Annotated in this window: 27 protein-coding genes and 1 riboswitch; of the genes, 12 read left to right on the top strand and 15 right to left on the bottom strand. The window is 63.5% G+C overall.

What is annotated here, in order from left to right; all coding sequences use genetic code 11:
- Positions 1 to 17: 17 nt before the first annotated feature.
- The 5 genes from O0881_RS07330 to O0881_RS07310 all read right to left on the bottom strand — a co-directional run bounded on the left by O0881_RS07330 (position 18) and on the right by O0881_RS07310 (position 3,967).
- Positions 18 to 698 carry a hypothetical protein gene (locus O0881_RS07330; RefSeq protein ID WP_289910744.1) on the bottom strand — a complete coding sequence of 227 codons (681 nt, stop codon included), beginning with the start codon at positions 696 to 698 and terminating at the stop codon, positions 18 to 20.
- Complete coding sequence (locus O0881_RS07325; RefSeq protein ID WP_289910743.1) at positions 695 to 1,720, bottom strand: MlaD family protein; 1,026 nt, start codon at positions 1,718 to 1,720, stop codon at positions 695 to 697. The genes O0881_RS07330 and O0881_RS07325 overlap by 4 nt, the downstream gene beginning before the upstream one ends.
- A 56-nt stretch (positions 1,721 to 1,776) precedes the next feature.
- Positions 1,777 to 2,595, bottom strand: coding sequence for an ABC transporter permease (locus O0881_RS07320; RefSeq protein ID WP_289910742.1), 819 nt, complete (start codon positions 2,593 to 2,595; stop codon positions 1,777 to 1,779).
- 48 nt (positions 2,596 to 2,643) lie between these two features.
- Positions 2,644 to 2,967 (bottom strand): hypothetical protein, encoded by a 324-nt coding sequence (locus O0881_RS07315; protein ID WP_289904313.1) that lies wholly within the window; start codon positions 2,965 to 2,967, stop codon positions 2,644 to 2,646.
- 124 nt (positions 2,968 to 3,091) lie between these two features.
- Entirely contained in the window at positions 3,092 to 3,967 is an 876-nt protein-coding gene (locus tag O0881_RS07310; protein ID WP_289910741.1) for a LysR family transcriptional regulator, read from the bottom strand.
- A 133-nt stretch (positions 3,968 to 4,100) separates the two neighbouring features.
- On the opposite strand from O0881_RS07310, the gene O0881_RS07305 reads away from it, so the two are divergent.
- On the top strand, positions 4,101 to 5,471 hold the full coding sequence (locus O0881_RS07305; RefSeq protein WP_289910740.1) for an MFS transporter: 1,371 nt from the start codon (positions 4,101 to 4,103) through the stop codon (positions 5,469 to 5,471).
- A 16-nt stretch (positions 5,472 to 5,487) separates the two neighbouring features.
- On the opposite strand, the gene ribB is transcribed toward O0881_RS07305, so the two are convergent.
- Positions 5,488 to 6,135 carry a 3,4-dihydroxy-2-butanone-4-phosphate synthase gene (ribB, locus tag O0881_RS07300; RefSeq protein ID WP_035820303.1) on the bottom strand — a complete coding sequence of 216 codons (648 nt, stop codon included), beginning with the start codon at positions 6,133 to 6,135 and terminating at the stop codon, positions 5,488 to 5,490.
- Positions 6,136 to 6,229: 94 nt separating this feature from the next.
- A riboswitch (FMN riboswitch) is annotated at positions 6,230 to 6,380 on the bottom strand.
- A gap of 183 nt (positions 6,381 to 6,563) precedes the next feature.
- Here ribB and O0881_RS07295 point away from each other — a divergent pair.
- The 5 genes from O0881_RS07295 (at position 6,564) to O0881_RS07275 (ending at position 13,484) form a co-directional block, all read left to right on the top strand.
- Positions 6,564 to 9,407, top strand: a complete 2,844-nt coding sequence (locus tag O0881_RS07295) for an insulinase family protein (RefSeq protein WP_289910739.1) — start codon at positions 6,564 to 6,566, stop codon at positions 9,405 to 9,407.
- Between the two features lie 94 nt (positions 9,408 to 9,501).
- Positions 9,502 to 9,699: a hypothetical protein gene (locus tag O0881_RS07290; protein WP_010399555.1), complete on the top strand. Its 198-nt coding sequence runs from the start codon at positions 9,502 to 9,504 to the stop codon at positions 9,697 to 9,699.
- Positions 9,700 to 9,843: 144 nt separating this feature from the next.
- Positions 9,844 to 11,427 carry a methyl-accepting chemotaxis protein gene (locus O0881_RS07285; protein WP_099667245.1) on the top strand — a complete coding sequence of 528 codons (1,584 nt, stop codon included), beginning with the start codon at positions 9,844 to 9,846 and terminating at the stop codon, positions 11,425 to 11,427.
- A gap of 86 nt (positions 11,428 to 11,513) precedes the next feature.
- Entirely contained in the window at positions 11,514 to 12,383 is an 870-nt protein-coding gene (locus O0881_RS07280) for a ThiF family adenylyltransferase (protein WP_289910738.1), read from the top strand.
- Positions 12,384 to 13,484 (top strand): nitroreductase family protein, encoded by a 1,101-nt coding sequence (locus O0881_RS07275; protein ID WP_289910736.1) that lies wholly within the window; start codon positions 12,384 to 12,386, stop codon positions 13,482 to 13,484. It begins immediately after the preceding gene.
- 18 nt (positions 13,485 to 13,502) lie between these two features.
- Here the strand turns inward: O0881_RS07275 and O0881_RS07270 are convergent, their stop codons facing one another.
- From O0881_RS07270 to O0881_RS07260, 3 genes are all read right to left on the bottom strand, one after another.
- Complete coding sequence (locus tag O0881_RS07270) at positions 13,503 to 14,495, bottom strand: EDSAP-1 family PEP-CTERM protein (RefSeq protein ID WP_289910735.1); 993 nt, start codon at positions 14,493 to 14,495, stop codon at positions 13,503 to 13,505.
- A gap of 107 nt (positions 14,496 to 14,602) precedes the next feature.
- Positions 14,603 to 15,580 (bottom strand): EDSAP-1 family PEP-CTERM protein, encoded by a 978-nt coding sequence (locus tag O0881_RS07265; RefSeq protein WP_099667249.1) that lies wholly within the window; start codon positions 15,578 to 15,580, stop codon positions 14,603 to 14,605.
- Positions 15,581 to 15,768: 188 nt separating this feature from the next.
- Positions 15,769 to 17,001: a glycosyltransferase gene (locus O0881_RS07260; protein ID WP_289910733.1), complete on the bottom strand. Its 1,233-nt coding sequence runs from the start codon at positions 16,999 to 17,001 to the stop codon at positions 15,769 to 15,771.
- A gap of 135 nt (positions 17,002 to 17,136) precedes the next feature.
- Here O0881_RS07260 and O0881_RS07255 point away from each other — a divergent pair, with 135 nt between their 5' ends.
- The 4 genes from O0881_RS07255 to O0881_RS07240 all read left to right on the top strand — a co-directional run bounded on the left by O0881_RS07255 (position 17,137) and on the right by O0881_RS07240 (position 18,723).
- Positions 17,137 to 17,310, top strand: coding sequence for a hypothetical protein (locus O0881_RS07255; protein ID WP_162835752.1), 174 nt, complete (start codon positions 17,137 to 17,139; stop codon positions 17,308 to 17,310).
- Positions 17,311 to 17,544: 234 nt separating this feature from the next.
- Complete coding sequence (locus tag O0881_RS07250) at positions 17,545 to 17,682, top strand: hypothetical protein (protein ID WP_180979422.1); 138 nt, start codon at positions 17,545 to 17,547, stop codon at positions 17,680 to 17,682.
- 129 nt (positions 17,683 to 17,811) lie between these two features.
- Positions 17,812 to 18,180, top strand: coding sequence for a hypothetical protein (locus O0881_RS07245; protein WP_099667251.1), 369 nt, complete (start codon positions 17,812 to 17,814; stop codon positions 18,178 to 18,180).
- 84 nt (positions 18,181 to 18,264) lie between these two features.
- The gene (locus tag O0881_RS07240) at positions 18,265 to 18,723 is read left to right on the top strand and encodes an acyl-CoA thioesterase (RefSeq protein WP_071326331.1); all 459 of its coding nucleotides are present in this window, start codon (positions 18,265 to 18,267) and stop codon (positions 18,721 to 18,723) included.
- 85 nt (positions 18,724 to 18,808) lie between these two features.
- On the opposite strand, the gene O0881_RS07235 is transcribed toward O0881_RS07240, so the two are convergent.
- The 5 genes from O0881_RS07235 to O0881_RS07215 all read right to left on the bottom strand — a co-directional run bounded on the left by O0881_RS07235 (position 18,809) and on the right by O0881_RS07215 (position 23,779).
- Positions 18,809 to 20,215, bottom strand: coding sequence for a DEAD/DEAH box helicase (locus O0881_RS07235; RefSeq protein ID WP_071322891.1), 1,407 nt, complete (start codon positions 20,213 to 20,215; stop codon positions 18,809 to 18,811).
- 383 nt (positions 20,216 to 20,598) lie between these two features.
- Positions 20,599 to 21,120 (bottom strand): AlpA family phage regulatory protein, encoded by a 522-nt coding sequence (locus O0881_RS07230; RefSeq protein ID WP_289910732.1) that lies wholly within the window; start codon positions 21,118 to 21,120, stop codon positions 20,599 to 20,601.
- A gap of 5 nt (positions 21,121 to 21,125) precedes the next feature.
- Complete coding sequence (locus O0881_RS07225) at positions 21,126 to 21,404, bottom strand: hypothetical protein (RefSeq protein WP_289910731.1); 279 nt, start codon at positions 21,402 to 21,404, stop codon at positions 21,126 to 21,128.
- Between the two features lie 73 nt (positions 21,405 to 21,477).
- On the bottom strand, positions 21,478 to 22,266 hold the full coding sequence (fabI, locus tag O0881_RS07220; RefSeq protein ID WP_099667252.1) for an enoyl-ACP reductase FabI: 789 nt from the start codon (positions 22,264 to 22,266) through the stop codon (positions 21,478 to 21,480).
- Positions 22,267 to 22,369: 103 nt separating this feature from the next.
- Positions 22,370 to 23,779, bottom strand: coding sequence for a transglycosylase SLT domain-containing protein (locus tag O0881_RS07215; RefSeq protein WP_289904334.1), 1,410 nt, complete (start codon positions 23,777 to 23,779; stop codon positions 22,370 to 22,372).
- Positions 23,780 to 24,117: 338 nt separating this feature from the next.
- On the opposite strand from O0881_RS07215, the gene O0881_RS07210 reads away from it, so the two are divergent.
- Positions 24,118 to 24,690 (top strand): DUF1415 domain-containing protein, encoded by a 573-nt coding sequence (locus tag O0881_RS07210; protein ID WP_289904335.1) that lies wholly within the window; start codon positions 24,118 to 24,120, stop codon positions 24,688 to 24,690.
- Positions 24,690 to 24,884, top strand: a complete 195-nt coding sequence (locus tag O0881_RS07205) for a DUF1289 domain-containing protein (RefSeq protein WP_034779267.1) — start codon at positions 24,690 to 24,692, stop codon at positions 24,882 to 24,884. The genes O0881_RS07210 and O0881_RS07205 overlap by 1 nt, the downstream gene beginning before the upstream one ends.
- A gap of 166 nt (positions 24,885 to 25,050) precedes the next feature.
- On the opposite strand, the gene O0881_RS07200 is transcribed toward O0881_RS07205, so the two are convergent.
- Positions 25,051 to 25,557, bottom strand: coding sequence for a DUF1993 domain-containing protein (locus O0881_RS07200; RefSeq protein WP_071322895.1), 507 nt, complete (start codon positions 25,555 to 25,557; stop codon positions 25,051 to 25,053).
- Between the last annotated feature and the right edge of the window lie 103 nt (positions 25,558 to 25,660).

Raw genomic sequence — 25,660 nt, 5'->3', positions numbered from 1 at the left:
GGCCGCCAGCGGCGCGCTCAGGGGGCCAGCGGCTGTTCGACGATCGCCATGCGCCGCGCGATGCGCTGCGCCGCCTGCGTATCGCCCGCCTGTTCGGCGCGCAGGCGCTGCACGCCCAGCCACGCCAGCAGCGGACGCCGCCAGCCCTGGTCCGAGGCCGTGGCGACGGCCGTATCGAGCAGCTCCGGCGTGGCGCGGCTGGCGCGCAGCAGTACGCCGGCCGCCACCAGCTGCGACAGCGGGTCCTTGATGGCGGCCACGGCGCTGGCGGCGGCCGTGTCCGAGCCGGCGCCGGCGGCCGCCCGCTGCGCTTCCGGCAGCAGGGCGATGTCGGCCGTTTGCGCCTTGCCGGCCAGCCAGGCCGCATACGCGCGGTCGGCGGCTGTCGCGTCGGCTTGCAGGGCGTCAAAGCCGGCGCAGTCCTCGAAGGCCAGGCTGGCCACGCGCGTGGCGCAGCGCAGCAGTTCGATGCGCGCCACGAGTTCGAGCTTGCCCGTGCCGGCCACCTGGCTGCGGGCGCGCCGGAATTCCGTCTGTTCGACGAGGGCGTTGCCAGTCAGGTAAGCCGCTTGAAACCGTTCGACGGAACTTTGCGCATTCATTTTCCAGTCCGGCACGGGCGGGCCGCTGGAGCAGGCGGCCAGCGCGGCGGACAACAGCGCGGCCAGGGCAGGCCGGAGCGGATTGATATTTATCATGGCAGTTTGATCTCCGGATTGCGCTTGAATGGCCACTTGCGGTTGATTTCATTGACCAGCTGCTCGACCTTGCGCAGATTGCTTTCCACGTCCGCGCGCAGCGGACCCAGATCGGCCGTGGCCGCCTTGGCGTTGGCGCCCACGGCTTGCGCCTCGACCAGCACGGCGTCGACTTTTTTCAGGCTGTTGCGCGTGTCGGCCAGCAGGGCGTTCAGCTGCACGATGGTTGCCTGCGCATCCGTCATCACGCCCTTGTCGCCGAAGACGCGCGTATCGGCATTGGCCACCAGGCCATCCGTGCGGCGCGCCAGTTGGTCGGCCGTGACCAGCAGGGCGTTGGCCCGCTCGATCAGCAGGCGCGACTGCTTGTCGTCGCCCGTCAGCAAGCCCATGGCCCCGCCCGGACCGCTCAGCTTGCCCGTCACGGCCTGCACGTTGCGCATGGTGCCGTCGAGCGCGGAATCGCTGCCCGTCAGGTTGCCCAGGTTGTTCAGCAAGTCCTTGGCGGCGGCCAGCAGGCGGGGAATTTCCGCCGCCATGTCGCCCACCAGCAAGTCGCGCGTGGCGTCGTCAGGCAGGGGAGGGTCCGTCAGGATGCCGCTGTAGGCGCGCAACTTGGCGCCGCCCACGATGCCCCGTTCCAGGGTGAAGATGGAGCTGGTGCGCAGCCAGTGCGCGTCCTTGCGCGGCACGTCGATGATGACGCGCGCGCGCCCGTCCGGCGCCAGCTCGATGCGCTGCACGCGGCCGATGGGAAAGCCGGAAAAGGTCAGGTCGGCGCCCACGCCGACGCCGTCCGAATCGTCGGCCGTCAGCACCAGCGTCTGCGTCGCTTCGAAGGCGCCGCGTGCATACATCAGGTAGACGACGGAGCCGACCACCAGCACGAACATGAAGACGAGCAAAATGGCCGCCTTCAGTTCCGCGTGGCGCACGGGCGGCGGGGCGGGCAGGACGGCATCTTGCGCGACACCGGCGGGCGCCGTCACGTCGACCTGGTCGGGATTTTGGGGGTGGCTCATGGCTTCTGGCTCTCGTTTGGGTGGTTCGGGGATGGCTGGCGGCGGCGGGCGGGGCATCAGTAGTAATTGCCCATCAGCGAAGCCACTTCGACCAGCAGGATGACGGAAAACAGGCGCAGCATTTCAGACAGGCCATGCGCGGCCCACATGCGGTTGCGCCGGCCGTGCGGCTCGTCCGGATAGTAGGAAGAGGCCAGCGGGATCAGGGCCACGGCAAAGCTGAAGAAGATGACCTTGAGCATCAGGATCAGGGCCACGGCGGGATTGAAGATCTGTCCCACGACGCGCGTGTAACCCTGCAGCGCCCACGGCGTAAAACCGTAGATGGTGATGTAGGCGAGGATCAGCGAGGTGACGCAGCTGACGATGGCCAGCATCCACACGGCAAAGATGCCGGACATGACGCGTGGAAAGTATTCGCGGCGCAGCAGGTCGACGCCCTGGCGCTGCATGGTATCGAGCATGCCGGAAGAGCGCATTTGCGCAAACGCAATGCCGTCGGGCAAGGTCAGGCGCAGCGCGACGAACAGGGCGGCCGTCAGCGGGATCAGTTCCAGCACCAGCACGCGCACCACCATTTCCAGCGCATAGTGCGACAGGCCGTAGCTTTGCGCGCTGACGACGACGATGCGGATGAGCACCAGGCTGACGAGCGCGCAGGCAACGCTGAACCACACGAGGTTCGGCGCCGTGTTCGTCACGAGGCGGTGCGCGAGGATGGGGCGGTTGTCGCGGTTATAGCTCGACGGCGACAGGGCCAGCGAAAACACGAGGATGGCGAAATGCAGCATGCGCCACCAGCTGACCAGCCAGGCCATGGTGGCCCGGTGCAAACGGCGCAGGCTGATGATGAGGGAGACGGATAGGGTCATCATGGCATCTTAACATCAGCCCGCCCCGGCAAGCACGGCTAGCGTGCGCGGCTATCCGAACAGGGCGAAGCCGGCCATCACGACCATCAGCACGGCGATGTATTGCATCGGAATCCAGAACAGGGTGTGGCGCTTGCGCAAGATGACTCTTTCCTGCGTGGCCGGGTCGATCAGTTCGCGTCCTGGCGCGTTGTTCAGGCGCACGCCCGCATACCAGCTGGCGGCGGCTGCCAGCAGGAAGGCCAGGGCCAGGGTCCACGTGTGGCTCTTCGTGTATTCCTCGCCCAGGGTGGCGCCAAACAGCGCTTGCGCGGCCAGTACGACGATAAAACAGATCAGGGGGGCGAGTATGCCGAAGCCTTGCCAGATAAGCATAAAAATTCTCCAGTGGATTAAGGGAACCCGCGGCGGCGTGGCGGTGGCTGTGCCCGGCGGGGTTGCGGATTCTATCAGACTTATCAAAAAGAAAGTTTCTTTTCGGCACTATTGTGCGCGGCTGTCATGCGGCGCTGGCGGTGGCCACGCTGGCGATGATGGCATCGGCCGCCGCGCGCACGCGGGCAGAGCGGTTCAGGTCGGCATGCATGACGAGCCACACGTCGTAGCTTTCCGCCCGCTCGGGCCAGATGCGCACGAGCAGCGGGTCGATATCACCCAGGTGGGTGGCCAGCTCGGCCACGCCCAGGCCCGCGCGCGTGGCTTCCTGCAGCATGGCCGCCGAGTTCACTTCCATGGCCACCCGGGCGTTGGCGACGGATTCGCCGGCCAGTTTTTCCGCGTGACGGGGCGCCACGGAATGGTGGTAGATGACGATGTCGTGTCCGGCCAGCGCCGTGCCGCGCACGGGTTCGCCCCGCTGCGCCAGGTAGCTTGTTGACGCGTACAGGCCCAGGCTGCGCTTGACCAGATGGCGCGAGATCAGGTCCGGGTCGGTGGGACGCACGGCGCGCACGGCCAGGTCCGCTTCGCGCCGCGTCAGGCTGGCCAGCTGCGGCGCCACGTGCAGCACGATGCGGATGTCCGGGTGCGCCGCGTGCAGCCGCTGCATGGCGCGGATGACGAAATGGCTGGCCATGGTGTCCGTGGTGGCCACGCGCACCAGGCCGGACAGGCGGTTGTCGACGCCCTGCATCTCGCGTTGCAGCTTGTCGGCCGCCCGTTCCATCGCTTCGGCCGCGTTCAAGGCCAGCTCGCCGGCCGGCGTGGGCACGTAGCCGGACGGCGTGCGCAGGAACAGGGTGGCGCCCAGCGAGCTTTCCAGCGCGGCCAGGCGGCGCCCGCACGTGGCCTGGTCGATGCGCAGCAGGGCGGCCGCGCCGCGCAAGGTGCCGGCCCGGCCGATGGCCAGAAAGATGCGCGCGTTATCCCAGTCCATAAGCCCAATCCATAGCTTGTTTTCCTGTCGTTATCGTGATGCATTTTTGCATCATAGTGCCGATTTTATGCCTGTTTACTGCATTCTTCAACACTCGCATAATGACTGCCCCCCGTCCCTGCAAGGAAATACCATGCCTGCCCCCACACCGCGCCGCGCCAGCGGCTTGATCCTGCTGACCCTGGCGTTCGGCTTCGTCATGGCCATGCTCGACGTCACGGCCGTCAACGTGGCGCTGTCCGATATCGCGCTGGACCTGGCCATACCGCTGACGGGCCTGGTGTGGGTGGTCGACGGCTACACCCTGACGTTTGCCGCGCTGCTGCTGGCCGGCGGCGCGCTGGCCGACCGCTACGGGCCGAAAGCCGTGTACCAGGGCGGCCTGGGCGTCTTCATTCTCGGTTCGGTGCTGTGCGGCGCCGCGCCCGACGGGCATTTTTTGACGGCCGCGCGCCTGCTGCAGGGCGCGGGCGCGGCCCTGTTCATGCCCAGTTCGCTCAGCCTGCTGACGCACAGCTTTGAAGACGAGCGCGAACGCACGCGCATGCTGGGCGCCTGGTCGGCGCTGGTGGGCGTGGCCGGCGCGTCCGGCCCCCTGATCGGCGGCATCCTCGTGCACCAGTTCGGCTGGCGCAGCGTGTTCTGGGTGAATGTGCCGCTGGGCGTGCTGGCCATCGTCATGGCGCAGCTGTTGCTGGTCGCGCCGGCGCGCCAGCCGCGCGATCTATCGCTGTTCAGCCATGCGCTGGGCGTGGCGGCGCTGGCGGGCCTGAGTTTCGTGCTGATCGAAGGTCCCGTGCTGGGCTGGCTGTCGCCGGGCGTGCTGGCGGCGGGGGCCTTGACGGTGCTGTCCTCCGGGCAATTGCTGCGGCGCGAGCGCAGCGGCAGCCACCCGCTGTTGCCGCGTGCACTGTTTCACAGCAGCAGCTTTGGCGCGGCCAATGGCGTGGGTTTTTTGATCAACTTCTGCGTGTTCGGCCAGCTGTTTTTATTGAGCCTGTTCTTGCAGCAGTCGGGCGGCGCCGATGCCTTGCAGTCGGGCTTGCGCCTGCTGCCCATGATGGCGGCCTATACGGTGGGAAACTTTATGGCGGGAAGTATTGCGGCGCGTCATGGCACGCGCTTGCCCATGCTGCTAGGCTTGCTGGTAGGCGCTGGCATGGCCTTGCTGCTGATGGCCTTGCGTCCCGGCACGCCATATTTCCTGCTGGCGCTGGGCACGGCCGTGATGAATGTGGCCATCGGCATCGCCATTCCCGCCATGACGGCCACCGTGATGCGGGTGGCCGGCAAGCAGCATGCGAACAGCGCGGCGGCGGCCTTGAATGCGAACCGGCAAATCGGCGCGCTGGTGGGCGTGGCCCTGATCGGCAGTATCCTGCATATGGTGCCGGACTGGTCGCTGCGCCTGCCGCTGGCCTACGCGACGATCGCCGTCGCGTATGGCCTGGCGGCGGGCCTCGTCTACCGCCACGTGCATCTGCCGAAGGCCGTGGCCGCCTGAAGGCTGGCTTGACGGATTATTGCTCGCGCGTGCTGCGCCACTCCACCAGTTCTTCGATGGTCAGGATCGGCATGCCGTGCAGTTCGGCGAAGCGCTCGATATCGTCGCCGCGCATCATGGTGCCGTCCGGGTTCATCAGTTCGCACAGCACGGCGGCCGGGTTCAGGCCTGCCATGCGCGACAGGTCGACGGAGCCTTCCGTGTGGCCACGGCGCTCGAGCACGCCACCGGGCGCGGCGCGCAGGGGGAAGACGTGGCCAGGACGCACCAAGTCGGCGGGCTTGGCGTTCGGCGCGATGGCGGCGCGGATGGTGGTCACGCGGTCGGCGGCCGACACGCCCGTCGTGACGCCGTCGCGCGCCTCGATGGAGACCGTGAACGGCGTGCCGTAGCGGCTGCCGTTGTCGGACGACATGGGCGGCAATTCCAGCGCGCTGACGACGTCCGTCGGCAGGCACAGGCAGACGATGCCGCTGCATTCGCGGATCAGCAGGGCCATGGTTTCGTTCGTCAATTTTTCGGCCGACAGGATCAAATCGGCTTCGTTTTCACGGTCGAAATCGTCGAGCAGGATGACGGGAATGCCGGCGCGCATGGCGGCCAGGGCGGATTGGATGCGACCTTCCAGGTCGTTGGAAAGCAGGGTATAGCTGTTGACTAACATGGTGAAACGCTCCTCGCATAGGCGAAAAACGCTGCAGGGCAAGCGAATAGACGCAACTGGCCGCATCGCCGTGGCGATGGGACATCACACTACTGCACATCTTCTTTCATCCGGACTATACCGTCGGCTCTGGAGTCACACCAGATCTGCTGACCTCGCCAAGCGGTGCCTGGAAAGCGCTCGCGGGCTTGACCGTTGCCGGTCTTACCGCCGGTGGGGAATCGCACCCCGCCCCGAAGACGTCGTTGTGCCGGTCCACATGACCGGCGGCAATACTTTAGCACAATTGAAAAAATATGGCAGGGCACTGTTGAGTTTGTCATTCGACAAAGTTGCCCGGGGAAAGCAGTTTTTCCTAAGCTGTTTTTAATGGCGGAAACAGGATTTCAGTGTAAGGTATGCCTACTGAATCTTACCGTTGAGAATACATGAAGCTGAGTAAATTACGCCTGATCTCGGGCGCCGTCTTGCTGGCGTGCGCCTGCATGGCCCAGGCAGAAATCCGTTTGAGCGATCCCTTGCCGCTGGCACCAGAAGTTACCGTCGGAAAATTGCCGAACGGCTTGACCTATTACATCAAGAAAAATGCCCGTCCCGCGCAAAAAGTGGAATTGCGCCTAGTGGTGAAAGCCGGTTCCATCCTGGAAGATGACGACCAGCAAGGCCTGGCCCACTTCACGGAACACATGGCCTTCAATGGCTCCACGCATTTCAAGCGCAATGAACTGATTTCCTATTTGCAATCGATCGGCGTGAAGTTCGGCGCCGACTTGAACGCCTACACGAGTTTCGATGAAACCGTGTACGTGCTGCCGATTCCAACGAACAAGAAGGAAAACCTGGAAAAGGGTTTTCTCGTGCTGGAAGACTGGGCGCATGGCTTGAAATTCAATCCGGCCGACATCAACAGCGAGCGCGGCATCGTGCTGGAAGAGGCGCGCCTGGGCAAGGGCGCCAGCGACCGCATGAACAAGGTGCTGTATCCGAAACTGCTGAATGGTTCGCGCTATGCGGAACGCATGCCGATCGGCAAGGAATCCGTGCTGAAAACGTTCAAGCCGGAAGCCATCAAGCGTTTCTACAAGGATTGGTACCGTCCCGACCTGATGGCCGTCGTGGTGGTCGGCGACGTGGAGCCGAAACAGGCTGAAAAACTGATCCAGCAGCATTTCGGCAAGCTGAAAAATCCGGCGAAACCGCGTCCGCGCCTGTATGCGGAAGTGCCGCAGCGGGCGCAAACGGAAGCGCTGGTGATCACTGACAAGGAAGCGCCGGACGACGCGGTCTTCATCCGCTACCCGATCCGCGCCGCGCAGGAGCCCGTCACGATTACCGACTACCGCCGCCAGATGATCGAAAACCTGTATGGGCAGATGCTCAGCGCGCGCATGCAGGAATTGACGCAGCAGGCGAACCCGCCGTTCATCCAGGGCGGCAGCAGCATGGGCAAGCTGGTGCGCGGCTATGAATCGTTCAGCGCGTATGCCTTGCTGGGCAAGGGCGGCGTGCAGCCGGCCGTCGATGCGCTGGTGCAAGAAGATGAGCGGGCGCGCCGCTTCGGTTTCAGCCAGGATGAGCTGGACCGCGCGCGCAAGAACATGCTGCGCAATTACGAGCGCGCGTACAGCGAACGCGACAAGTCCGATTCGAGCGGTTTCGTGGCCGAGTATTCGCGCAACTTCCTGGAGCAGGAAGCCATCCCCGGCATCGCCAATGAATTGCTGTACGCGCAGGAACTCTTGCCGCAGGTAACTTTGCAGGAAATCAACGAGACGGTGGCCAGGGTGATTCCCGACCAGCAAAAGAAACTGGTGGTCTTCATGGGCGCCGAGCCGAAAGCGGGCGATGCGGCCTCGGTGGTGCCGACGCAGCAGCAATTGCTCGACGCCGTGGCGAAAGCCGAGCAGCAAACCATCGAGCCGCGCACGGAAAAAGTGCTCGCCAGCAAGCTGATGGATGGCCCGCCGGCCGGCGGCAGCATCGTCGCGGAAAAGTTGAACAGCGCCATCGGCGTGACGGAGCTGACCCTGGGCAATGGCGTGCGCGTGCTGCTCAAACCGACGGACTTCAAGAATGACCAGGTGCTGATGGGCTCGACCCGCTTCGGCGGCCAGTCGCTGTTCGGCGACGCCGACATCTACAACGCCCGCTACGCCAGCGCCGTGGTCGGCAGCATGGGTTTGAAAGACCTGGCGCCGCTGGACTTGCAAAAAGTGCTGGCCGGCAAGACGGTCAACGTGGGCGCTTCGCTGGGCGAGCTGAGCGAAGGCTTCGGCGGCTCGGCCAGCAGCGCCGACGTGGAAGCCATGCTGCAACTGGTGTATTTGTATTTCCACGACGTGCGCAAGGATGCGGGCCTGTACCAATCCTTCATCGGCAAGCAGCAGGACCTGGCGAAAAACAGCATGGCGCAGCCGGAAGCCGTGTTTTACGACGCCATCCAGCACGCCATGTTTGGCGACAACCCGCGCGTCGATGGCGTGCCGCGCGTGGCCGATTTCGACAAGGTGGGCCTGGACCGCTCGCTGGACATCTTCCGCCAGCGCTTTTCCAGCGCGCGCGACATGACCTTCATCTTCGCGGGCAGCTTCGAGCTCGACAAGATCAAGCCGCTGATCGCCAGCTACCTGGGCACCTTGCCCGTGGCCGAGGTGCCGCACGCCTACCGCGACGTGGGCATGCGTCCGGTGACGGGCGTGGTCAAGAAGGATATCTACATGGGCAGCGAGCCGAAGAGCACGATTTCCATCACCTTCAATGGCGACGTGGCGTATTCGGACGAGCAAAAGCTGACCCTGCAGGCGCTGGGCGAGGTGCTGAACCTGAAAGTCATCGAAGTGCTGCGCGAAAAGATGAGCATGATCTATGGCGGCGGCTTCGAGACGTCCATGGGCCAGCATCCGTATGGCCATTATTCCGTGGCCCTGAACTTGCCGACGGGACCGGAAAACGTGGACAAGGTGATCGCCGCCGCGTTTGCCGAAATCAACAAGATGAAGACGGACGGGCCATCCGCGGCGGACCTGGAAAAGGTCAAGCTGAACTGGATCACGCGCCAGCAGAAATCCTTGCGGGAAAATAATTACTGGATGAACCAACTGATGGGTTCGGTAACGCAGGGCCGCGATCCCGCGTACCTGCTGCGCTACGAGCAGCGCGTGCGGGCTCTCACGCCGCAAGCCGTCAAACTGGCGGCGCAGCGCTACCTGGACATGCACAATTATGTACAGGTAGTCCTGTATCCGGAACGCAAGAACGTTGCAGCCAAGTAAGCTTCATTGTTGAACTGCGGGAGCGGCAAGGTGGCGAAGCTGTTAAACTGCCGCTGATGGATGTGATCGCAATTTAACAAGCAAGGACTGTACGATGGCTAAGAAAGAAGAACTCGATCCGGAAACCCTGGAATTGATCAACTGGTGTATCGAGGTCGAAGGCTTCCTCGTGGCCGGCGGCGCCACCGTGGCGCAGGCGCAAGACCATATCGAAGAGCAGGTCGAGTGGTTCACCGACCAGTTCTACGACGGCTTGACGCCGGAAGAGGCGGCCAAGGAAGCCTTGGCCTGACCTGTCAGTCAGACTTCAGCAAGACATATGCGGGCGGTGCCTGCCGGGCATCAGCCTGGTAGCGCCGCCCGCTTTGCTTTTCTGAAAAGATTTCCACATGGAAATTGTTTATAATTCCACATTTTATTCTTTACCCAGGCTCCCATGACTCTCCGTTCGCGCATTCTCCTCCTGTGTTTCAGTACCTTGCTGGGCATCGTCCTCATCGCTTCCTTCTCCCTGTATTCGCTGCGCCAGACCATGATGGCGGAAAGGGTCGAGCAATTGACGGTGCTGGTGGAATTGGCCAATGCCTCGGTGGAAAAAGCGTATGCGCTGGAACAGTCGGGCAAGCTCACGCGTGAGCAGGCCCAGCAGCAGGCCAAGCTGGCCATCGGCAGCTTCGTCAAGGACGAAATGTATTATTTCGTGCGCGATTTCAGCACGGACTTGCTGTACGTCCACCCCAATCCTGCGCGCATCGGCACGCCGCAAAAGAACATGAAACAGTCGGGCGACCGCTACCGCGTGGCCCTGGCCACCAGCCGCATCGGCCTGGTGCAGGCGGATGGTACGCGTCCCGGCGTGAAGGATCCGGTGGCAAAAATGTATGCCGTGGTGAAATTTGCGCCATGGGATTGGCTGATCGGCACGGGCACGTATATCGATGACATCAACCACAAGTTCTGGGCCCAGGCGGGCGTGCTGCTGGCCATCGGCGGCGCGCTGATGCTGGTGGTGGGCGCCCTGGCGGCCCTGATGCTGCGCCGCATCCTGGGCCAGCTCGGTGGCGAACCCGACTATGCAGCGGCCATCGTGGCGCAAATCGCCCAGGGCGACTTGACGACGCAGATCGATACGCGTCCCGGCGATACATCCAGTCTGTTGATGGCGATCAAGGCCATGCGCGATAACCTGGCGCACCTGGTGAGCCAGGTGCGCAACGATGCGGAATCCATTTCCACGGCATCGGGCGAGATCGCTTCCGGCAACCACGACCTGTCGGCGCGCACGGAGCAGCAGGCGGGCTCGCTGGAAGAAACGGCGTCGACCATGGAAGAAATGACCTCGACCGTGCGCCAGAATGCGGACAATGCGCGCCAGGCCAACCAGCTGGCCATTTCTGCCTCGCAAGTGGCGAGCCAGGCGGGCGGCGTGGTGAGCCAGGTGGTCGACACCATGGGCGCCATCAATGCCTCGTCGAAGAAGATCGGCGACATCATCGCCGTCATCGACGGCATCGCTTTCCAGACGAATATCCTGGCCCTGAATGCGGCCGTGGAAGCGGCGCGCGCGGGCGAGCAGGGCCGTGGCTTCGCCGTCGTCGCCAGCGAGGTGCGCAACCTGGCGCAGCGCTCGGCCGCCGCCGCCAAGGAAATCAAGCAATTGATCGACAGTTCCGCCGAGCAAGTGGGCGCCGGTGAAAAACTGGTGGCGCTGGCGGGCGAGACGATGGAAAAAGTCGTTTCCAGCGTGCAGCATGTGACCGATATCGTGGCCGAGATTTCCTCGGCCAGCGCCGAGCAAAGCGCCGGCATCGAACAGATCAACCAGGCCATCGTCGAGATGGACAACATGACGCAGCAAAACTCGGCCCTCGTCGAGCAGGCGTCGGCGGCGGCGCAAGCGATGAACGAGCAGGCGGCGGGGCTGGCGCAGATCGTCAGCGTGTTCAAGGTGGGCGCAGCGGCGCCGGCGGCGGCAGCACTACAGCGCAGCGTGCCTGCGGCGCGGCGCCTGACGCGCTAAGCGCTTTTTTCTGTCATTGGGGAACTTAACCCCGGCTCACCTGTCCAACTTTCTTCGTCCGCAAGGGATGCACAGAAGAGGTGAGCATGACAGACGGTTTTTCGTATCACGCGGCGTTCGCCCGCAACCTGGGCTGGGTCACGCAAGCGGAGCAGGACAGCTTGCGCGGCAAGCGCGTGGCCATCGCCGGCATGGGCGGCGTGGGCGGCGTGCACTTGCTGACCCTGGCCCGGCTGGGCATCGGCGCCTTTCACATCGCCGATTTCGACACCTTCGATATCGCCAATTTCAACCGCCAGGCCGGCGCCATGGTGTCCACCCTGGGCCAGCCCAAGGTGGCGGTCTTGGCGCAGATGGCGCGCGATATCAATCCCGAACTTGATATTAAACAATTTCCAGACGGCATACACGACAGCAACCTGGCCGAGTTCTTCGCCGGTGTCGAGCTGTATGTGGACGGCCTGGATTTCTTCGCCTTCCCCGCGCGCCAGGCCACCTTTGCCACTTGCGCCCGCCTGGGCATCCCCGCCATCACGGCCGCGCCGCTGGGCATGGGCACGGCCGTGCTCAGCTTCCTGCCGGGCGGCATGACGTTCGAAGAGTATTTTGGCTGGGGCGACTTGCCCGAGGAAGAAAAAGCCCTGCGCTTTCTCGTCGGGCTGGCGCCGGCCGGCTTGCATGCTCGCTACCTGGTCGACCCGTCGGCCATCAACCTGAAGGAGCGGCGCGGGCCGTCGACCATCATGGGTTGCCAGCTGTGCGCGGGCGCGGCCGCCACGGAAGCCTTGAAGATCCTGTTAAAGCGGGGCAAGGTGATGGCGGCGCCGCACGGCATGCATTTCGACGCCTACCGCAACAAGCTCGTGCATACCTGGCGTCCCGGCGGCCACCGTCATCCGCTGCAGCGCCTGACGATGGCCATCATCCAGCGGCGCCGCTCCGCGCAGGGGGCATAAATGGCGCAAGCACCGCAAATCGATCCCGTGCTGGAAAACATCCTCGAGCAGGCGCGCTGGGCGCCCAGCGGCGACAATACGCAGCCGTGGCGCTTTGAAGTCGTGGCGCCGCGCCATGTCGTCGTGCACGGTTTCGATACGCGCAGCCACTGCGTGTACGACCTCGACGGCCATCCCAGTCAGCTGTCGCTGGGCGCCTTGCTCGAAAGCATGGCTCTGGCGGCCAGCAGCCACGGCTTGCGCATGGAAGCGCGCCGGCGCCTGTCCATGCCCGACACCCTGCCCACCTTCGATGTGCGCCTGGTCGACAGCCCCGGCATGCCGCCCGATCCGCTGGCGGCCTATTTGCCGCAGCGCAGCGTGCAGCGGCGCCGGCTCAGCACGCGCAGCTTGCGCGCCAGCGAAAAGGCGGCGCTGGCGGCCAGCTTGCCGCCCGGCTACGGCGTGCAGTGGTTCGAAGGCAGGCGCGCGCGCCTGGCCTGCGCGCGTCTGATGTTCGACAATGCGAAGCTGCGCCTGACCATGCCCGAAGCGCACAAGGTGCACCGCGACGTGATCGAGTGGGGCGTGCGCTACAGCACCGACCGCATCCCGGAGCAGGCGCTGGGCGTCGACGCGATGACGGCGCGTTTGATGCGCTGGGTCATGCACAGCTGGCGCCGCGTGGAGTTCTTCAATACCTGGCTGGCGGGCACCGTCGCGCCGCGCCTGCAGATGGACTTGCTGCCGGGCCTGTATTGCGCCGCCCATTTCGTGCTGCTGGCCGATGCCTCGCCGCGCCACATCGACGATTACGTGGCGGCCGGGCGCGCCATGCAACGCTTCTGGCTGACGGCCACGCAACTGGGCTTGCAATTGCAGCCGGAACTGACGCCGCTGATCTTTGCCCGCTATGTGCGCGAACGGCGCGCCTTTTCGCGCACCGATGGCCTGCAGGAGCTGGCGCAGGAGCTGGCCGTGCGCTGCCAGGCCGTGCTGGGGCCGGCCGCGTTGGATCGGGCCGTGTTTCTCGGGCGCATAGGCGCCGGCCCGGCGGCCAGTGCGCGCTCGCTGCGCCGTCCGCTGCAAGACTTGCTGGTGGCGCCAACGGCGGGGCAGTGAAGCGCGCGTGGCGCCCCGTCAGCGCCGCCGCCGGGGCGCCAGGACGGCCAGCGCCAGCAAGCCGGCCGCCAGTAACGGCAAGGTGCCCGGCAGCGCCATGGGCGTGACGCCTGGCACATAGGCCAGTTCGGAACTGTTCAGCATATTCAACACCAGCGTGTAGCTGCCGGCCGCCAGCCTGTCCGTGACGGCGCCGTACTGCCCGCCGCACGCCGTGCCGACGCCCGTGCCCGTGGGCGCGCCGCAGCCGCTGGGATCGTAGGTGAACACGCTGCCGCTGGTGAGCGGCGTTTGCGCGTAGCCCGTATTGAGGCTGGCCGCATCGGCCAGTTCGGTGCCGCCCAGGATGCCGGAGCCGAGCTTGCCGTCGGGTGCCCAGCTGAAGACGATCTGGCCATGTTCATCGATGATGCTGAACGTCATCGCCATATTCGTCGTGGCCGCCGAGCCCGTGCCGGCCAGCGCATCCAGGTACAGCTGCATGAAGGGCAGGGCCTGGAAGTCGAAGGCCAGGGTCGCGCCCGGCTGGCCGACGACGAAATTGACGGTCATCGCGGTGCTGGAACCGTTGCGCCCCGAGGCGTCCGCGCTGCCGCCGCCCGTCAGGAAGGTTTCCGCCGCGTTCACGGTATGCGTGCTGGTCGAACCCGGTGGGAAGGGGGGGATTTGCGAGGTGACGATTTGCGCCTCGCCGCGTGCATACGAAGCGTTGCCCATGCCTTGCGGGGTAAAGTCGTTTTCTCCCTTGGTGACGGCGCCGCGTTTCGCCTGCGGCGCGTCGATTTCGTTGCTGCCGCCATTGATGACGCTGCTGCCATTGAGCGTGGCGGTGGTGCGCGACAGGTCGATGTTGCTGAGCAGGGTGACGGAGCCGGAGGGATTGCTGATGACCAGGCCAAAGACGCTGGTGTACGAATAGCCGTAGGCGGCGGCGCCGGCAGTGCCGCTGCTGGCCAGCAATAGCAAGCTCAGCAGGAGCATGGGCAATCGGGTACAAGAAAATGTAGTCATGAAAATCCTCATCTCCTGGTCGGCTGGGCTGTAAGGAAAACCGACAGGCTTGCCACATGAAAAAGGCGAGGAAACTCCCTCGCCTGTGCATCCCCCTGTTGCCTGGTTCAGGCGCTAACCTTGCGGCGGCTGGCATAGCCCAGGCCGGCCAGACCCAGGCCCAGCAGCGCCAGGGTGCCTGGTTCCGGCGCCTGCTTGACCAGGTCCACGCTCTCCACCGCATTCAAGGTCAAGGTGTAGTTGCCGGCCGCGAGGGCATTGCTGACGGCGTTGAAGTTGCCGCCGCAAGTCGTGCCCACGCCGGTGCCGCCAGGCGTGCCGCAACCGGTGGGGTTATACGTAAACAGGTTGCCGCGCGTCAGGAAGTTGGTCGCCAGGCCGGTGTTCAGGTTGGCCGCATCGGCGTTCTCCGTGCCACCGAAGATGCCGGAGCCGACGACGCCATCGGGCGTCCAGTTGAAGACGGTCGCGCCGGTCGAGTTGGTGATGGTGATAGTCATCACCAGGTTGGCCGTCGCGGTGGACAGTTGTCCCACTGTGCTTTGCAGGAAGACTTGCATGAATGGCGAGGAGAAGAAGTCAAAGCTCAGCGTTGCCGTGGGCGAACCGACGACGAAGTTGACGGAGAAGCCCGTGGTCGAGCCGTTGCGGCCGGACGCGTCGGCCGTGCCAGCTGGGCCGGCCAGGTGGGCCTCGGCCACGTTTACCGCCTGCGTGGAGGTGGAGCCGGGCGGGAACGAGGGGAACTGCGTGCTGACGATCTGCGCATCGCCGCGCGAGTAGTTGCCCGAGGCGCCCTGTTGCGTGAAATTGTTTTCCCCTTTGGTCACGGCGCCGATGGCGGCGCGGGGCGAGTCGAGCAGGCCGGGACCGCCATTGATGACGCTGACGCCATTCAGGGTGGCCGTGGCGCGCGAGATCGTGGTGCTGTTCAGGGCGGTGATCGAGCCCGTGGCGGCGACGATCTGCAAGCCGAAGATGTTGTTGTAGGCGTAGCCATAGGCGCCCGCCTGTGCGCTACCGGCGGCGCACAACATGGCCAGTGCGGCCGCGGCCGGAAGCAGTTTCAGTTTCGAGAGTTTCATTGTATTCACCTCGTGGTTGAGTGAGTCTGGAAGTGTTGCCTGAGTCCTGTCTGCAGGTGCTCATGGCCAGACTTAAGCGACTTCCATGCCAACGCATGAGGTTCTTTTGAAATCAAGGACTTGGCGTGCTTTTGTTGACGTGCTGCAGGTGTTGCCGGACTCTCTGTAAGAAAAGCCGACGCCGCCCGTCAAGGCTGGCCGCCTTGCGGCGAAGGATCCAGCAGGGCGTGCATATGGGGCAGCAAGCGTTGCCCTGGTACATAGTCGCGCATGGCCGTGGCCAGCTGACGCGCCGCCAGCCTGGCCCGGCCATCGTCGAGCATGCGCGTGGCGGCATGGCGCAGGGCAGTTTCCTGGAAGCGGTCGGCGCGCAGCAGCAGGCCGGCGCCGGTCCCCGCGATGCCGTGCATGTTGAGGAATTGGTCGAGGTTGCCGGCGATGCCGATGATAGGTACGCCTGCCGTCAGCGCCTGCTGGCTGGTGGGGCTGCCGCCGTTGCAGATCACCAGGCTGGCGCGCCGGGCCGCCGCGTCGCCCGGCAAGAAGGGCGCGACGTGGGCATTCGGCGGCACGGCATCGACGCGGCCGGTGCCGGCCGTGGCCGCCAATACGGTGACGGGCAGGGGCGCCAGCGCGTGCAGCACGCGCGGCAGCAATTGCCCCTGGCCGGAACTGCCCAGGGTGACGTAGATGATGGGCCGTCCACTGCTCAGTTCCGGGCGCTGCCACCAATCCGGCAAGTCGAGCGGCGGCGCCCAGATGATGGGGCCCAGGTAGTCGTGCGTGGACGGCATGGCGTGCGGCGGGAACAGTTGCGGAATATCCGCGTACACGGTGCGGTCCGCATCCGTATAGATGCGCCGCAGGTCGCTGCCCAGCGAGGGCAAGCCATGGCGGCGGCGCACGCGGTTCAGGGGGACGGCATGCGAGGCGAAGGCCAGCGGGCGGATCAGGCGGAACAGGGGGGCTGCCAGCCAGATGGGCAGCAGGCTGGTCAGGGGCAGGCTGGGCACCGTGTAGTGCTGGCGCACGTACGGACTCCAGTAGGCATTGCTGACGGTAAGGTAGGGAATGCGCTGCAGGCGCGCGCTGACGGACAGCGACAGGCGGAAGTCGCCGATCACGAGATCGGGCTGGACGGTATTGAGCAGGCGCAAGTCGTCTTCCACATATGCGTGCAGGGTGCTTTCCGTGTAGACGGGCTTGCCGTGCGCCAAGGCTTGCAGGAATTGCAGCGATGAAATACTGTCGATGCGCCAGCGGCGAAAGGGCGTTTGCTTGAAGCAAAAGTCATAGCCATCGGCGCAGGCAAAATGCACCTCATATTTGTCCTCGTCGAGTCCCTGGGCCAGGCTCAGGGGGCGGCCGACATGGGCCAGGGTCACTGCCTCGGCCATAAAGAGGATTTTCTTGCGCGCCATGGGGATCGCTTGTACTCGCAGGAGAGAGACCTGCCAGGTTGGAGTGGCGCTGCGCCGTTTAGTTCCCGCAGCGGCTTGCCACTGGCGGGCGCCAGGATTTGGCCGCATCGGCTAGAGTGGGGCAAAGGAGGTCACATGCAAACCCAATTCCGTCCTGCCCTGTTGCGTGCGCACAGCACGCCCGAACCCGATATGCCGCCACCGCCGGAAGGCGATCCCGTCACGCCGCCGCCGGAAACGCCGCCCCATATCGAGCCCGTGCCCGTCGAGGAGCCGACGCCGCCGCCACCGCCCGTGAAAATGCAGTGACGGGGTGCGGTGCGCCGCCGGCATGGCGGCGGCGGGGAGGGGCGCGCCGCGTTTATTTCCGATCGGAAATGGATTGCGCGGTGGCCGCCAGCGCCACGCCATTTAAACAACAAAAACGCCAATAAATGTTGCCGAGTGGATACAAATCAAGCTCTAACTGTCGAGTGTCATGCGGCCGTCACGATTCTGTTCTTATAATGAGACATCATAAAAATTCTTGTACAGGAGACCATCGTGGGCAATTCCTTGCATAACAAAATTTACCTGGGCCGGCGCCCTGTGATCACCAGCAAAAACCTCGTGGCGCTGGCCCTGGCGGGCGCCGTGGCCGGTTGCGGCCTGGCATGGCTGCTGCTGCGCAGCTACAAATAACGGTCGTCACGCCCGTGTTTCCGCCGCCTGGCCGCCTGGCGGGCGGCGGTAGATTCACGTTGCCTGTTGCCGATGCGCAGCGGGGCGCGTACCATGGGGGCCGAACACCTGGCCTTTTATGGAAAAGTAATGAAGAACGAGAAATTAACGACCGATGAATATGACGCGCTGGAGCAAGTTGCACGCGGCATCAAGACCGAGCGCCCCAGCGCTTGCGTTGCCCGCAATGCCAAGCGCCTGTCCGGCCTGAAGCTGCTCAGCTATGCACGCGATGGCCGTTTGTCCATCACCGAGAAAGCACAACAACTGCTGTTCCTGCGCCGCTGCATCATGGGGCTGCGCGCCGTCGCCACCGATCCGCTGACCAAGCTGGACTCGGACGTGGCTTATTTCCTGGGCAAGAAAGCCCACATCGTGGCGCGCGCCGAAGGCGAGGGCCACGACATTTCCGACAAGGGCCGCGACTCGCTGGCCGACATCGATACCCTGGGCCTTTAAGTCCCGCTACCGGCCCCTGGGGCCGGTTTTCACATCTTCCCTCACTTTTAATTTCCCCCTTTGGAGAACACTTTGGACAGCGCGATGAACTGGTCGGCCCACGAACTGACGATGACGGTCTTGATGACGCCCGATATGGCCAATTTTTCCGGTAACGTGCACGGCGGCACCATCCTGAAATACCTCGACAGCGTTGCCTATGCCTGCGCCAGCCGCTATTCGGGCAGCTACGTGGTCACCCTGTCGGTGGACCAGGTGATGTTCCTGCAGCCTATCCACGTGGGCGAACTGGTGACGTTCCTGGCCTCGATCAATTACACGGGCACGACGTCGATGGAAGTGGGTATCCGCGTGGTGACGGAAAACATCCAGCAGCGCCTGGTGCGCCACGCCAACAGCTGCTATTTCACGATGGTGGCCGTGGATGCGAACCGCAAGCCCGTGGCCGTGCCGCCGCTGGCGCTGGAGACGCCGGAACAGCAGGTGCGCTTCGAGCAGGCCAAGCTGCGCAAGCTGTCGCGCCAGAAAGTGTCGAAGAAATAAAGCGTTGCGGGCATAAAAAAACGGCCACCAGAGCGATCTGGTGGCCGTTTTTCATTGCATGCCTAGAGGCAATGGCAAACCGTGATTAACGGTCGCCGTAGCTGCGGCGTGCGCCGTCGGTGCTGCGCGGGTTGGAACCCTTGTAGCCGCCGCCGGTGCTTGGTGCGCCGTCTTTACGCGGTGCGCCTGGCTTGCTGAACGTGCGTTGGCCTGGCTTCGCGCCGCCACGGTTGTCGCCTGGTTTCCAACCGCCTGGACGGGCGCTCGAACGTGGTGCCGATGCCGTTTTCTTTGGCTCGAAACCTTCGATGACATTGACCGGGATCAATTGCTTGGTGAAGCGTTCGATGCGCTTGACGTTCATGCCTTCAGCGTGGTTCACCAGCGAGATGGCCAGGCCGTTGCGGCCAGCGCGGCCGGTACGGCCGATGCGGTGGACGTAGTCTTCCGGGAACTTCGGCAGATCGTAGTTGAACACGTGGGTGATCGTTGGCACGTCGATACCGCGGGCGGCAACGTCGGTGGCAACCAGCACTTTGACCTGGCCGCGGCGCATGCCGTCCAGGGTGCGGTTGCGCGCGCCCTGATGCATGTCGCCGTGCAAGGCGGCAGCCGAGAAACCGGCGATGTTCAGACGGTCGGCGATGGTGTCGGCGTCACGCTTGGTGGCGGTGAACACAACAGCCTGGTCCAAGGTTTCGTCGCGCAGCAGGTGGTCCAGCAGGCGATTCTTGTGCGACAGGTCGTCGACGAAGTGGACGCGCTGCGTGATGTTTTCATGCTTGTTGCTCGAGCTTGCCACCTGGATGACCAGCGGGTTTTTCGTGATGCGGCGGGCCATGTTGCCGACCACGCCATCCAGCGTTGCCGAGAACAGCATGGTTTGACGGCCTTCCGGCGTCGCTTCGACGATCTTTTCGATGTCGTCGATGAAACCCATGTCCAGCATGCGGTCGGCTTCGTCCAGCACCAGGATTTCCAGTTGCGAGAAGTCGATCTTGCCCGAGTCCATGTGGTCGATCAAACGGCCAGGGGTCGCGACCAGAATCTCAGGATTCTTGGCCAGCAATTGCATCTGTTTAGGGTAAGGCATGCCGCCCAGGATCGACACAGCCTTGATGCGACGGATGCCGGTGCTGTACTTGTCGGTGTTGGTCGTTACTTGCAGGGCCAGTTCGCGCGTTGGCGTCAGCACCAGCATTTTTGGCTGGGCAGCCTTGAAGCGTGGACGCTCGCCGCGGGCGCGCGATGCTTGCATTTCCTGGTTTGGCGTCTTGCCGGCGGCGCTTTGTTCGGCGCTGGCCAGTTTGTGCAGCGACGGCAGCATGAATGCTGCGGTCTTGCCCGAACCGGTCTGCGACGAGACCAGCAGGTCACGGCCTTCGATCGCGGCTGGAATCGCTTGCGACTGTACCGCGGTTGGCGCGGTGTAGCCCGATTCGGTCAGAGCGGCGAGGATGGACGGATGCAGGCCTAAGGATTCAAATGTCATTCTTTTTCTTTCGTGAAAATCAGCGTTCTTGCAAAAAGCAGAACGCAAAATAGCAACGCCAACCAAAACGAAATGACTCAACTAGAAAGAAATTTCGGCACAAAAGCTTTGCGCCGGGACGGTGTCAGGTGCGACACACAAGGCGGGAGGGCTTTATTAAGCGGCATCCTGTGGATGCGCTAAGGCTTGCGAAGCTGCTAAGTTTGTAGTGCATGTAACTGCGGTGTTGCCATCGCTTCAAGGAAACATATTGCAGCGCACAACGACACTATACCGTATTTGCTGCCGTTTTGCACGGCTTAAATGGGAAGAAACGACAGTCCTACCACGTTTTGCTCATGTTTCCTATGTGAAATCAGTAAGAATACGTAGTTTTCTTCCGTTTAATGGAGCATGGCCACGATGTCGGCGGGCAGCGGCGGCGCCTGTCGCGTTTCCCTGGCCAGGTTGATTTGCCGGGCCGCTTGCGCCACGTCGACCAGGCTGCGTTCCAGCTGGTAAGTCCCCTTGGCCTGCAGCCAAGCCAGCACGTCGGCCAGGTGCCAGATGGTGGCGCTGCCTTCATGCACGGGCGCGGGGAAGCTGTGGCGGTGTTTGTTCATCAGCTTGTGCAGGTTTTGGCGAGACAAGCCCAGCACTTGCGCCACGTCCGTCAGTCCCACGAAGTCGGGGGCGGCCTCGGCCAGCACGGCCCCGGGCACGATGGCTTTCACATCGGCCATGGCGCTCAGCAGTGCTTCGCTGGCATTGCTGGCCTCGCGCGTGAATTCCAGCGCCAGGCGGCCCGCTTGCCCGATGCCGGCCAGGGCATCGTCGCAGCCGCCGCCGCCCAGGCGCTCGGCCAGCGCATCGAGGTCGGTTTCGTTGTCGGGCAGGCGGTATTTGAGAGTAAAGATGTAATCCATGATGGCTACCCCCTGGATTTGCGTTGCATGCAGTCGTGCATCAGCTTATTGAAAGTGCAATTATCGACCACCCGGCGGATCGCCCGCGCATGGTTGTCGGGATTTTTCGGCGTGCTCCAGATGCAGGCGATGCAGAATTCGCCGCAACGGCAGCTGGCATCGTTGTACGGGCAGTAGATCTTGCCCCAGGCATGGCTGCCACCCACTTCCACGCGCCAGCCCTGGTTTTCCGCGTGGCGCAGCGCCGCTTCGATGTCCTTCTTCGGGTGCGGGGAGCGCGCCATGCGATGGCCTCCAATGTAGGTCGATATTCTGCGGTTGTCAAGTGACAACCGCAGAATATCGGCCGCCACCGCATTACTCTACTTCGGGATTGACGGCCATCACTTGCGAAAAACCGCCATCGACGTAGGTAATCTCGCCCGTGATGCCGGAAGCCAGGTCGGACAGCAGGAAGGCGGCCGTGTTGCCCACTTCTTCGATGGTGACGTTGCGCCGCAGCGGGGCGTGTTCGGCCACAAAGCCCAGCAGCTTGCTGAAATCCTTGATGCCGGAAGCGGCCAGGGTCTTGATGGGGCCGGCCGAGATGCCGTTGGCGCGGATGCCGCGCGGGCCCAGCGATTCGGCCAGGTAGCGCACGGACGCTTCCAGCGACGCCTTGGCCAGGCCCATGGTGTTGTAGTAGGGCACGGCGCGCACGGCGCCCAGGTAAGTCAGGGTCAATACGCAGGCGCCCGGATGCAGCAGGGGCAGGGCGGCCTTGGCCATGGCGGGAAAGCTGTAGGCGGAAATGTCGTGCGCGATGCGGAAGCTGTCGCGCGACAGGCCGTCGAGGAAGTCGCCGGCGATCGCTTCGCGCGGCGCGAAACCGATGGCGTGCACCAGGCCATCGAGGTGTTCCCAGTGCTGCGCCAGGTCGCTGAAGACGGCGCTGATCTGTTCATCGCTGGACACGTCGCAGTCGAAGACCAGTTCGCTGCCGAATTCCGCCGCAAATTCCGTGATGCGCTCCTTGAAGCGTTCGCCCACGTAGGTGAAGGCGAGGGTGGCGCCTTCGCGGTGGCAAGCCTTGGCGATGCCGTAGGCGATGGAACGGTTCGACAGCAAGCCCGTGATGAGAATTTTTTTGCCTTGCAAGAAAGCCATGACGACTCCTGTCTGGGTAGGTGGGCGGGTAAGGCGGATGTGCAACCGGCCGCGACAGCAAGGCTGTGGCGGCCGGTGAGGTAGGTCAATACAGCTCAGGCGATCAGTGGCGGGCCTTGGCGCGACTGTTGCCGCCGCCGCGCTGGATGCGCGGTTTCACCAGGGAAATTGGCGCGGCTTGCACCTTGCCTCCCTTGGCGGCGCGGCGCAGTGCCTTGGCGGCCCGTTCCGGACGGTCCGCTTCCAGCAGCATGGTGGCGCTGTCGGCGATTTCCTGGGTGATGTCCTTGTTCATCGTGGCCGAGGTTTTTGGCACGAGGATGGTGGAGCCGGCGCGCAGGCTGGTGCGCTGCGGAATATTGTTGGCCTGGCGCAGCACGTCGGCCGTGGTGCCGAATTTCGACGCCAGGGTTTCGATGCGTTCGCGCGCATTGGTGATCTTGTGCGTCGTCCAGCTCGACAAGGCATGGCCCCATTGCGCCAGGTTGGTGGTGAACTTGGCGGCGTTTTCCTGTGGCAACAGAATCTTGGTCTTTTCGCCGCCGATGATGACGGGGCGGTTAAATTGCGGATTCAAGGCCTTGAATTCATCCATCGACAGTTCGGCCAGCTGGGCGGCGACGGTGATGTCGATGTCGCTGGTCTTGTCGATGGCCGTGAAGTAGGGCTGGTTGTCGACCACGGGCAGGGTCAGGCCGAACTGGGCCGGATTGGCGATGATGTTTTTCACCGCTTGCAGCTTGGGCACGTAGTTGCGCGTTTCGGCCGGCATCAGGTCGGCCAGGCTTTCGAAGTCGGTTGGCTTGCCCAGCGCCTGGTTTTTCTTGATGGCGCGCTGCACCGAGCCTTCGCCCCAGTTGTAGGCGGCCAGGGCCAGTTGCCAGTCGCCAAACATGTCATACAGGCGCTGCAGGTACGTCAGGGCCGCATCGGTCGAGGCCAGCACGCCGCGGCGCTCGTCCTTGAACATGTTTTGCTTGAGGTTGAAATCGCGCCCCGTGGCGGGCACGAATTGCCACATGCCGGCCGCATTGGCGCTGGAGAACGCTTGCGGGTTGAAGGCGGACTCGATGAACGGCAGCAAGGCCAGTTCCGTCGGCATGCCGCGCTTTTCCAGTTCCTGCACCACGTGGAAGATGTAGCGCGAGGCGCGCGCCGTCGTGCGGGCGATGTAGTCGGGGCGGGTGGCGTACCAGTTGACGTGGTTGGCCACCAGCTGGTTGTTGATGTCGGGAATCGCATAGCCGCTGCGGATGCGGCCCCAGACGTCGGCTTCGCGCAGCGGATCGGAATTGTCGCTGAGGTTTTTCAGCAGGCGGTCGGTCTTTTGCAGGCGGTTGTCGAGGGTGGGGAGTTTCGCCGTGACCTGGGCGGTCATCGGGATCAGGGCAGGTGCGGCGGCGACTGGCGCGTTATCGCTCTCAACACCGGCTTCGTACGCCTGGCTGAGGGCGGGCGCAAGCGCCAGTGCCAACGCCGCCAGGACGGTAGATTTAAAGGAGTTTTCGTGCATAGTGTTCCATTGTTGTCGTCGGAGAAACATCGGACAGACCCATGATCAAGCAGCGAGTGTACGTATATCCACATGCAGGAGTCAAGAATTATGTCAGCATGATGACAGGAAATAAGCGGCAATAAGTGGGATACGGCTGAGTTTCCATTCGCAAATGCTGTCATTATTGCAAATTTAATTTGCCCAATGCGTGATTCGGCCGCTGTTATAGCATACATGGCGAAGAGGCTGGCGCAAGCTTGGACAGCGCCGGGCATGAGGCTGCGCAAAAGTGCGTACAATTTGGCTTTGGCCGGCCATTCGGCTGCCGGCCGCCATATTGATAGAGAGTTAAGTATATGAACACCCCGACGCGCCACGACGACGACAACGCCGTCATCATCGCCAATACCGTTGCCTGGCTGGAAAAGGCCGTGATCGGCCTGAACCTGTGCCCGTTCGCCAAGGCCGTGCACGTCAAGAAGCAGATCCGCTACGTGGTGTGCGAATCGAGCAATCCGGAAGATTTGCTGGCGCTGCTGATGGACGAGCTGCAAATCCTGGCCGACACGGATCCCGAGCAGATCGACACGACCTTGCTGATCCATCCATATACCCTGAACGATTTCCTCGACTACAACGAGTTCCTCGATGTGGCCGACGCGGCCGTGGAAGACATGCACCTGGCGGGCGAACTGCAAGTGGCCAGTTTCCACCCTGACTATCAGTTTGCCGAGACGTTCGAGGACGACATCAGCAACTACACCAACCGTTCGCCCTACCCGACCCTGCATTTGCTGCGCGAAGACAGCATCGAGCGCGCCGTCGAGGCATTCCCGGAAGCATCGGAAATTTTCGACAAGAATATTGCCACGCTGGAAGCGCTGGGCACTGAAGGCTGGGAAAAGCTCGGCTTGCCGAAGGTATCCTGATGGCTGACAAGGAATTGCCGCCGCGTCCCGATACGCCCTGCGTGGCCGTGTGCTCGACGACGTTCGATGAAATCTGCCGCGGCTGCGGCCGCAGCGTGGTGGAAGTGGCCCACTGGGTGTCGATGACGGATGAAGAGAAGGAAGTGGTGTGGGTGCGCATCCTGGCGCAAGGGTATCCGCGCCGGAATACTTAATAGCTGAATAGCGACGCAATAGAGTATTGCTTTACTCCATTGCGTCGACGCTTGAGCAAATCGTCGCGAGCGGCGATGATTTGCGGCTAAGAAGCGCAGCCGTACTCAAGTACGGCGAGCATCGCAGGCCGCAAGGCGCGCCGCGCAGCAGATTTGCTTATGCGTCTCAGAAGCTGCCGATAAAGTCCTTTTTGCCCACTTCGATGCCATTGTGGCGCAGGATGTCGTACGCCGTCGTCGCGTGGAAGAAGAAGTGCGGCAGCGCGTAGTGGAACAGATAGGTCTGGCCCGTGAAGTGCTTGGTCTTTTCGCCGCTGCCGGTGGTGATGGCGCGCGTTTCGCTGCCGTCGATGTCCGCTTGCGGCAGGCTTTCCAGGAAGGCGATGGTTTTCACGATGCGCGCCTTCAGCTCTGCAAAGCTCTGTTCGCTGTCTTCATACGGCGGCACGGCCACGCCGGCCAGGCGCGCGCCGCAGCCCTTGGCGAAGTCGGTGGCGATCTGGATCTGGCGCACGAACGGCAGCATGTCCGGGAACAGGCGGAATTGCAGCAGGGCGTTCGGGTCGATTTTCTTGTCTTGCGCGTGCGTTTCCGCCTTGTCCAGGATGGCGGCCAGGCTGCCCAGGATCTGTTTGAAGACGGGGATCGAAGCGGAGTAGATGGAGAAGGTCATGATGGTTCCTCTAGGTAAAGTGGCGCGATGATAGCAAGCTGCGCGCTTTTCTGCTGGCGCCGGCCTGGCGCGCCGGCATGCGTGTGGTTTTTCAACCCTGTTT

The sequence above is a fragment of the Janthinobacterium sp. SUN100 genome, assembly GCF_030397705.1.
GTDB lineage: Bacteria > Pseudomonadota > Gammaproteobacteria > Burkholderiales > Burkholderiaceae_D > Janthinobacterium > Janthinobacterium kumbetense.
The sequence above is the reverse complement of the archived record's forward strand: the minus strand, read 5'-3'. Positions and strand labels throughout refer to the sequence as shown.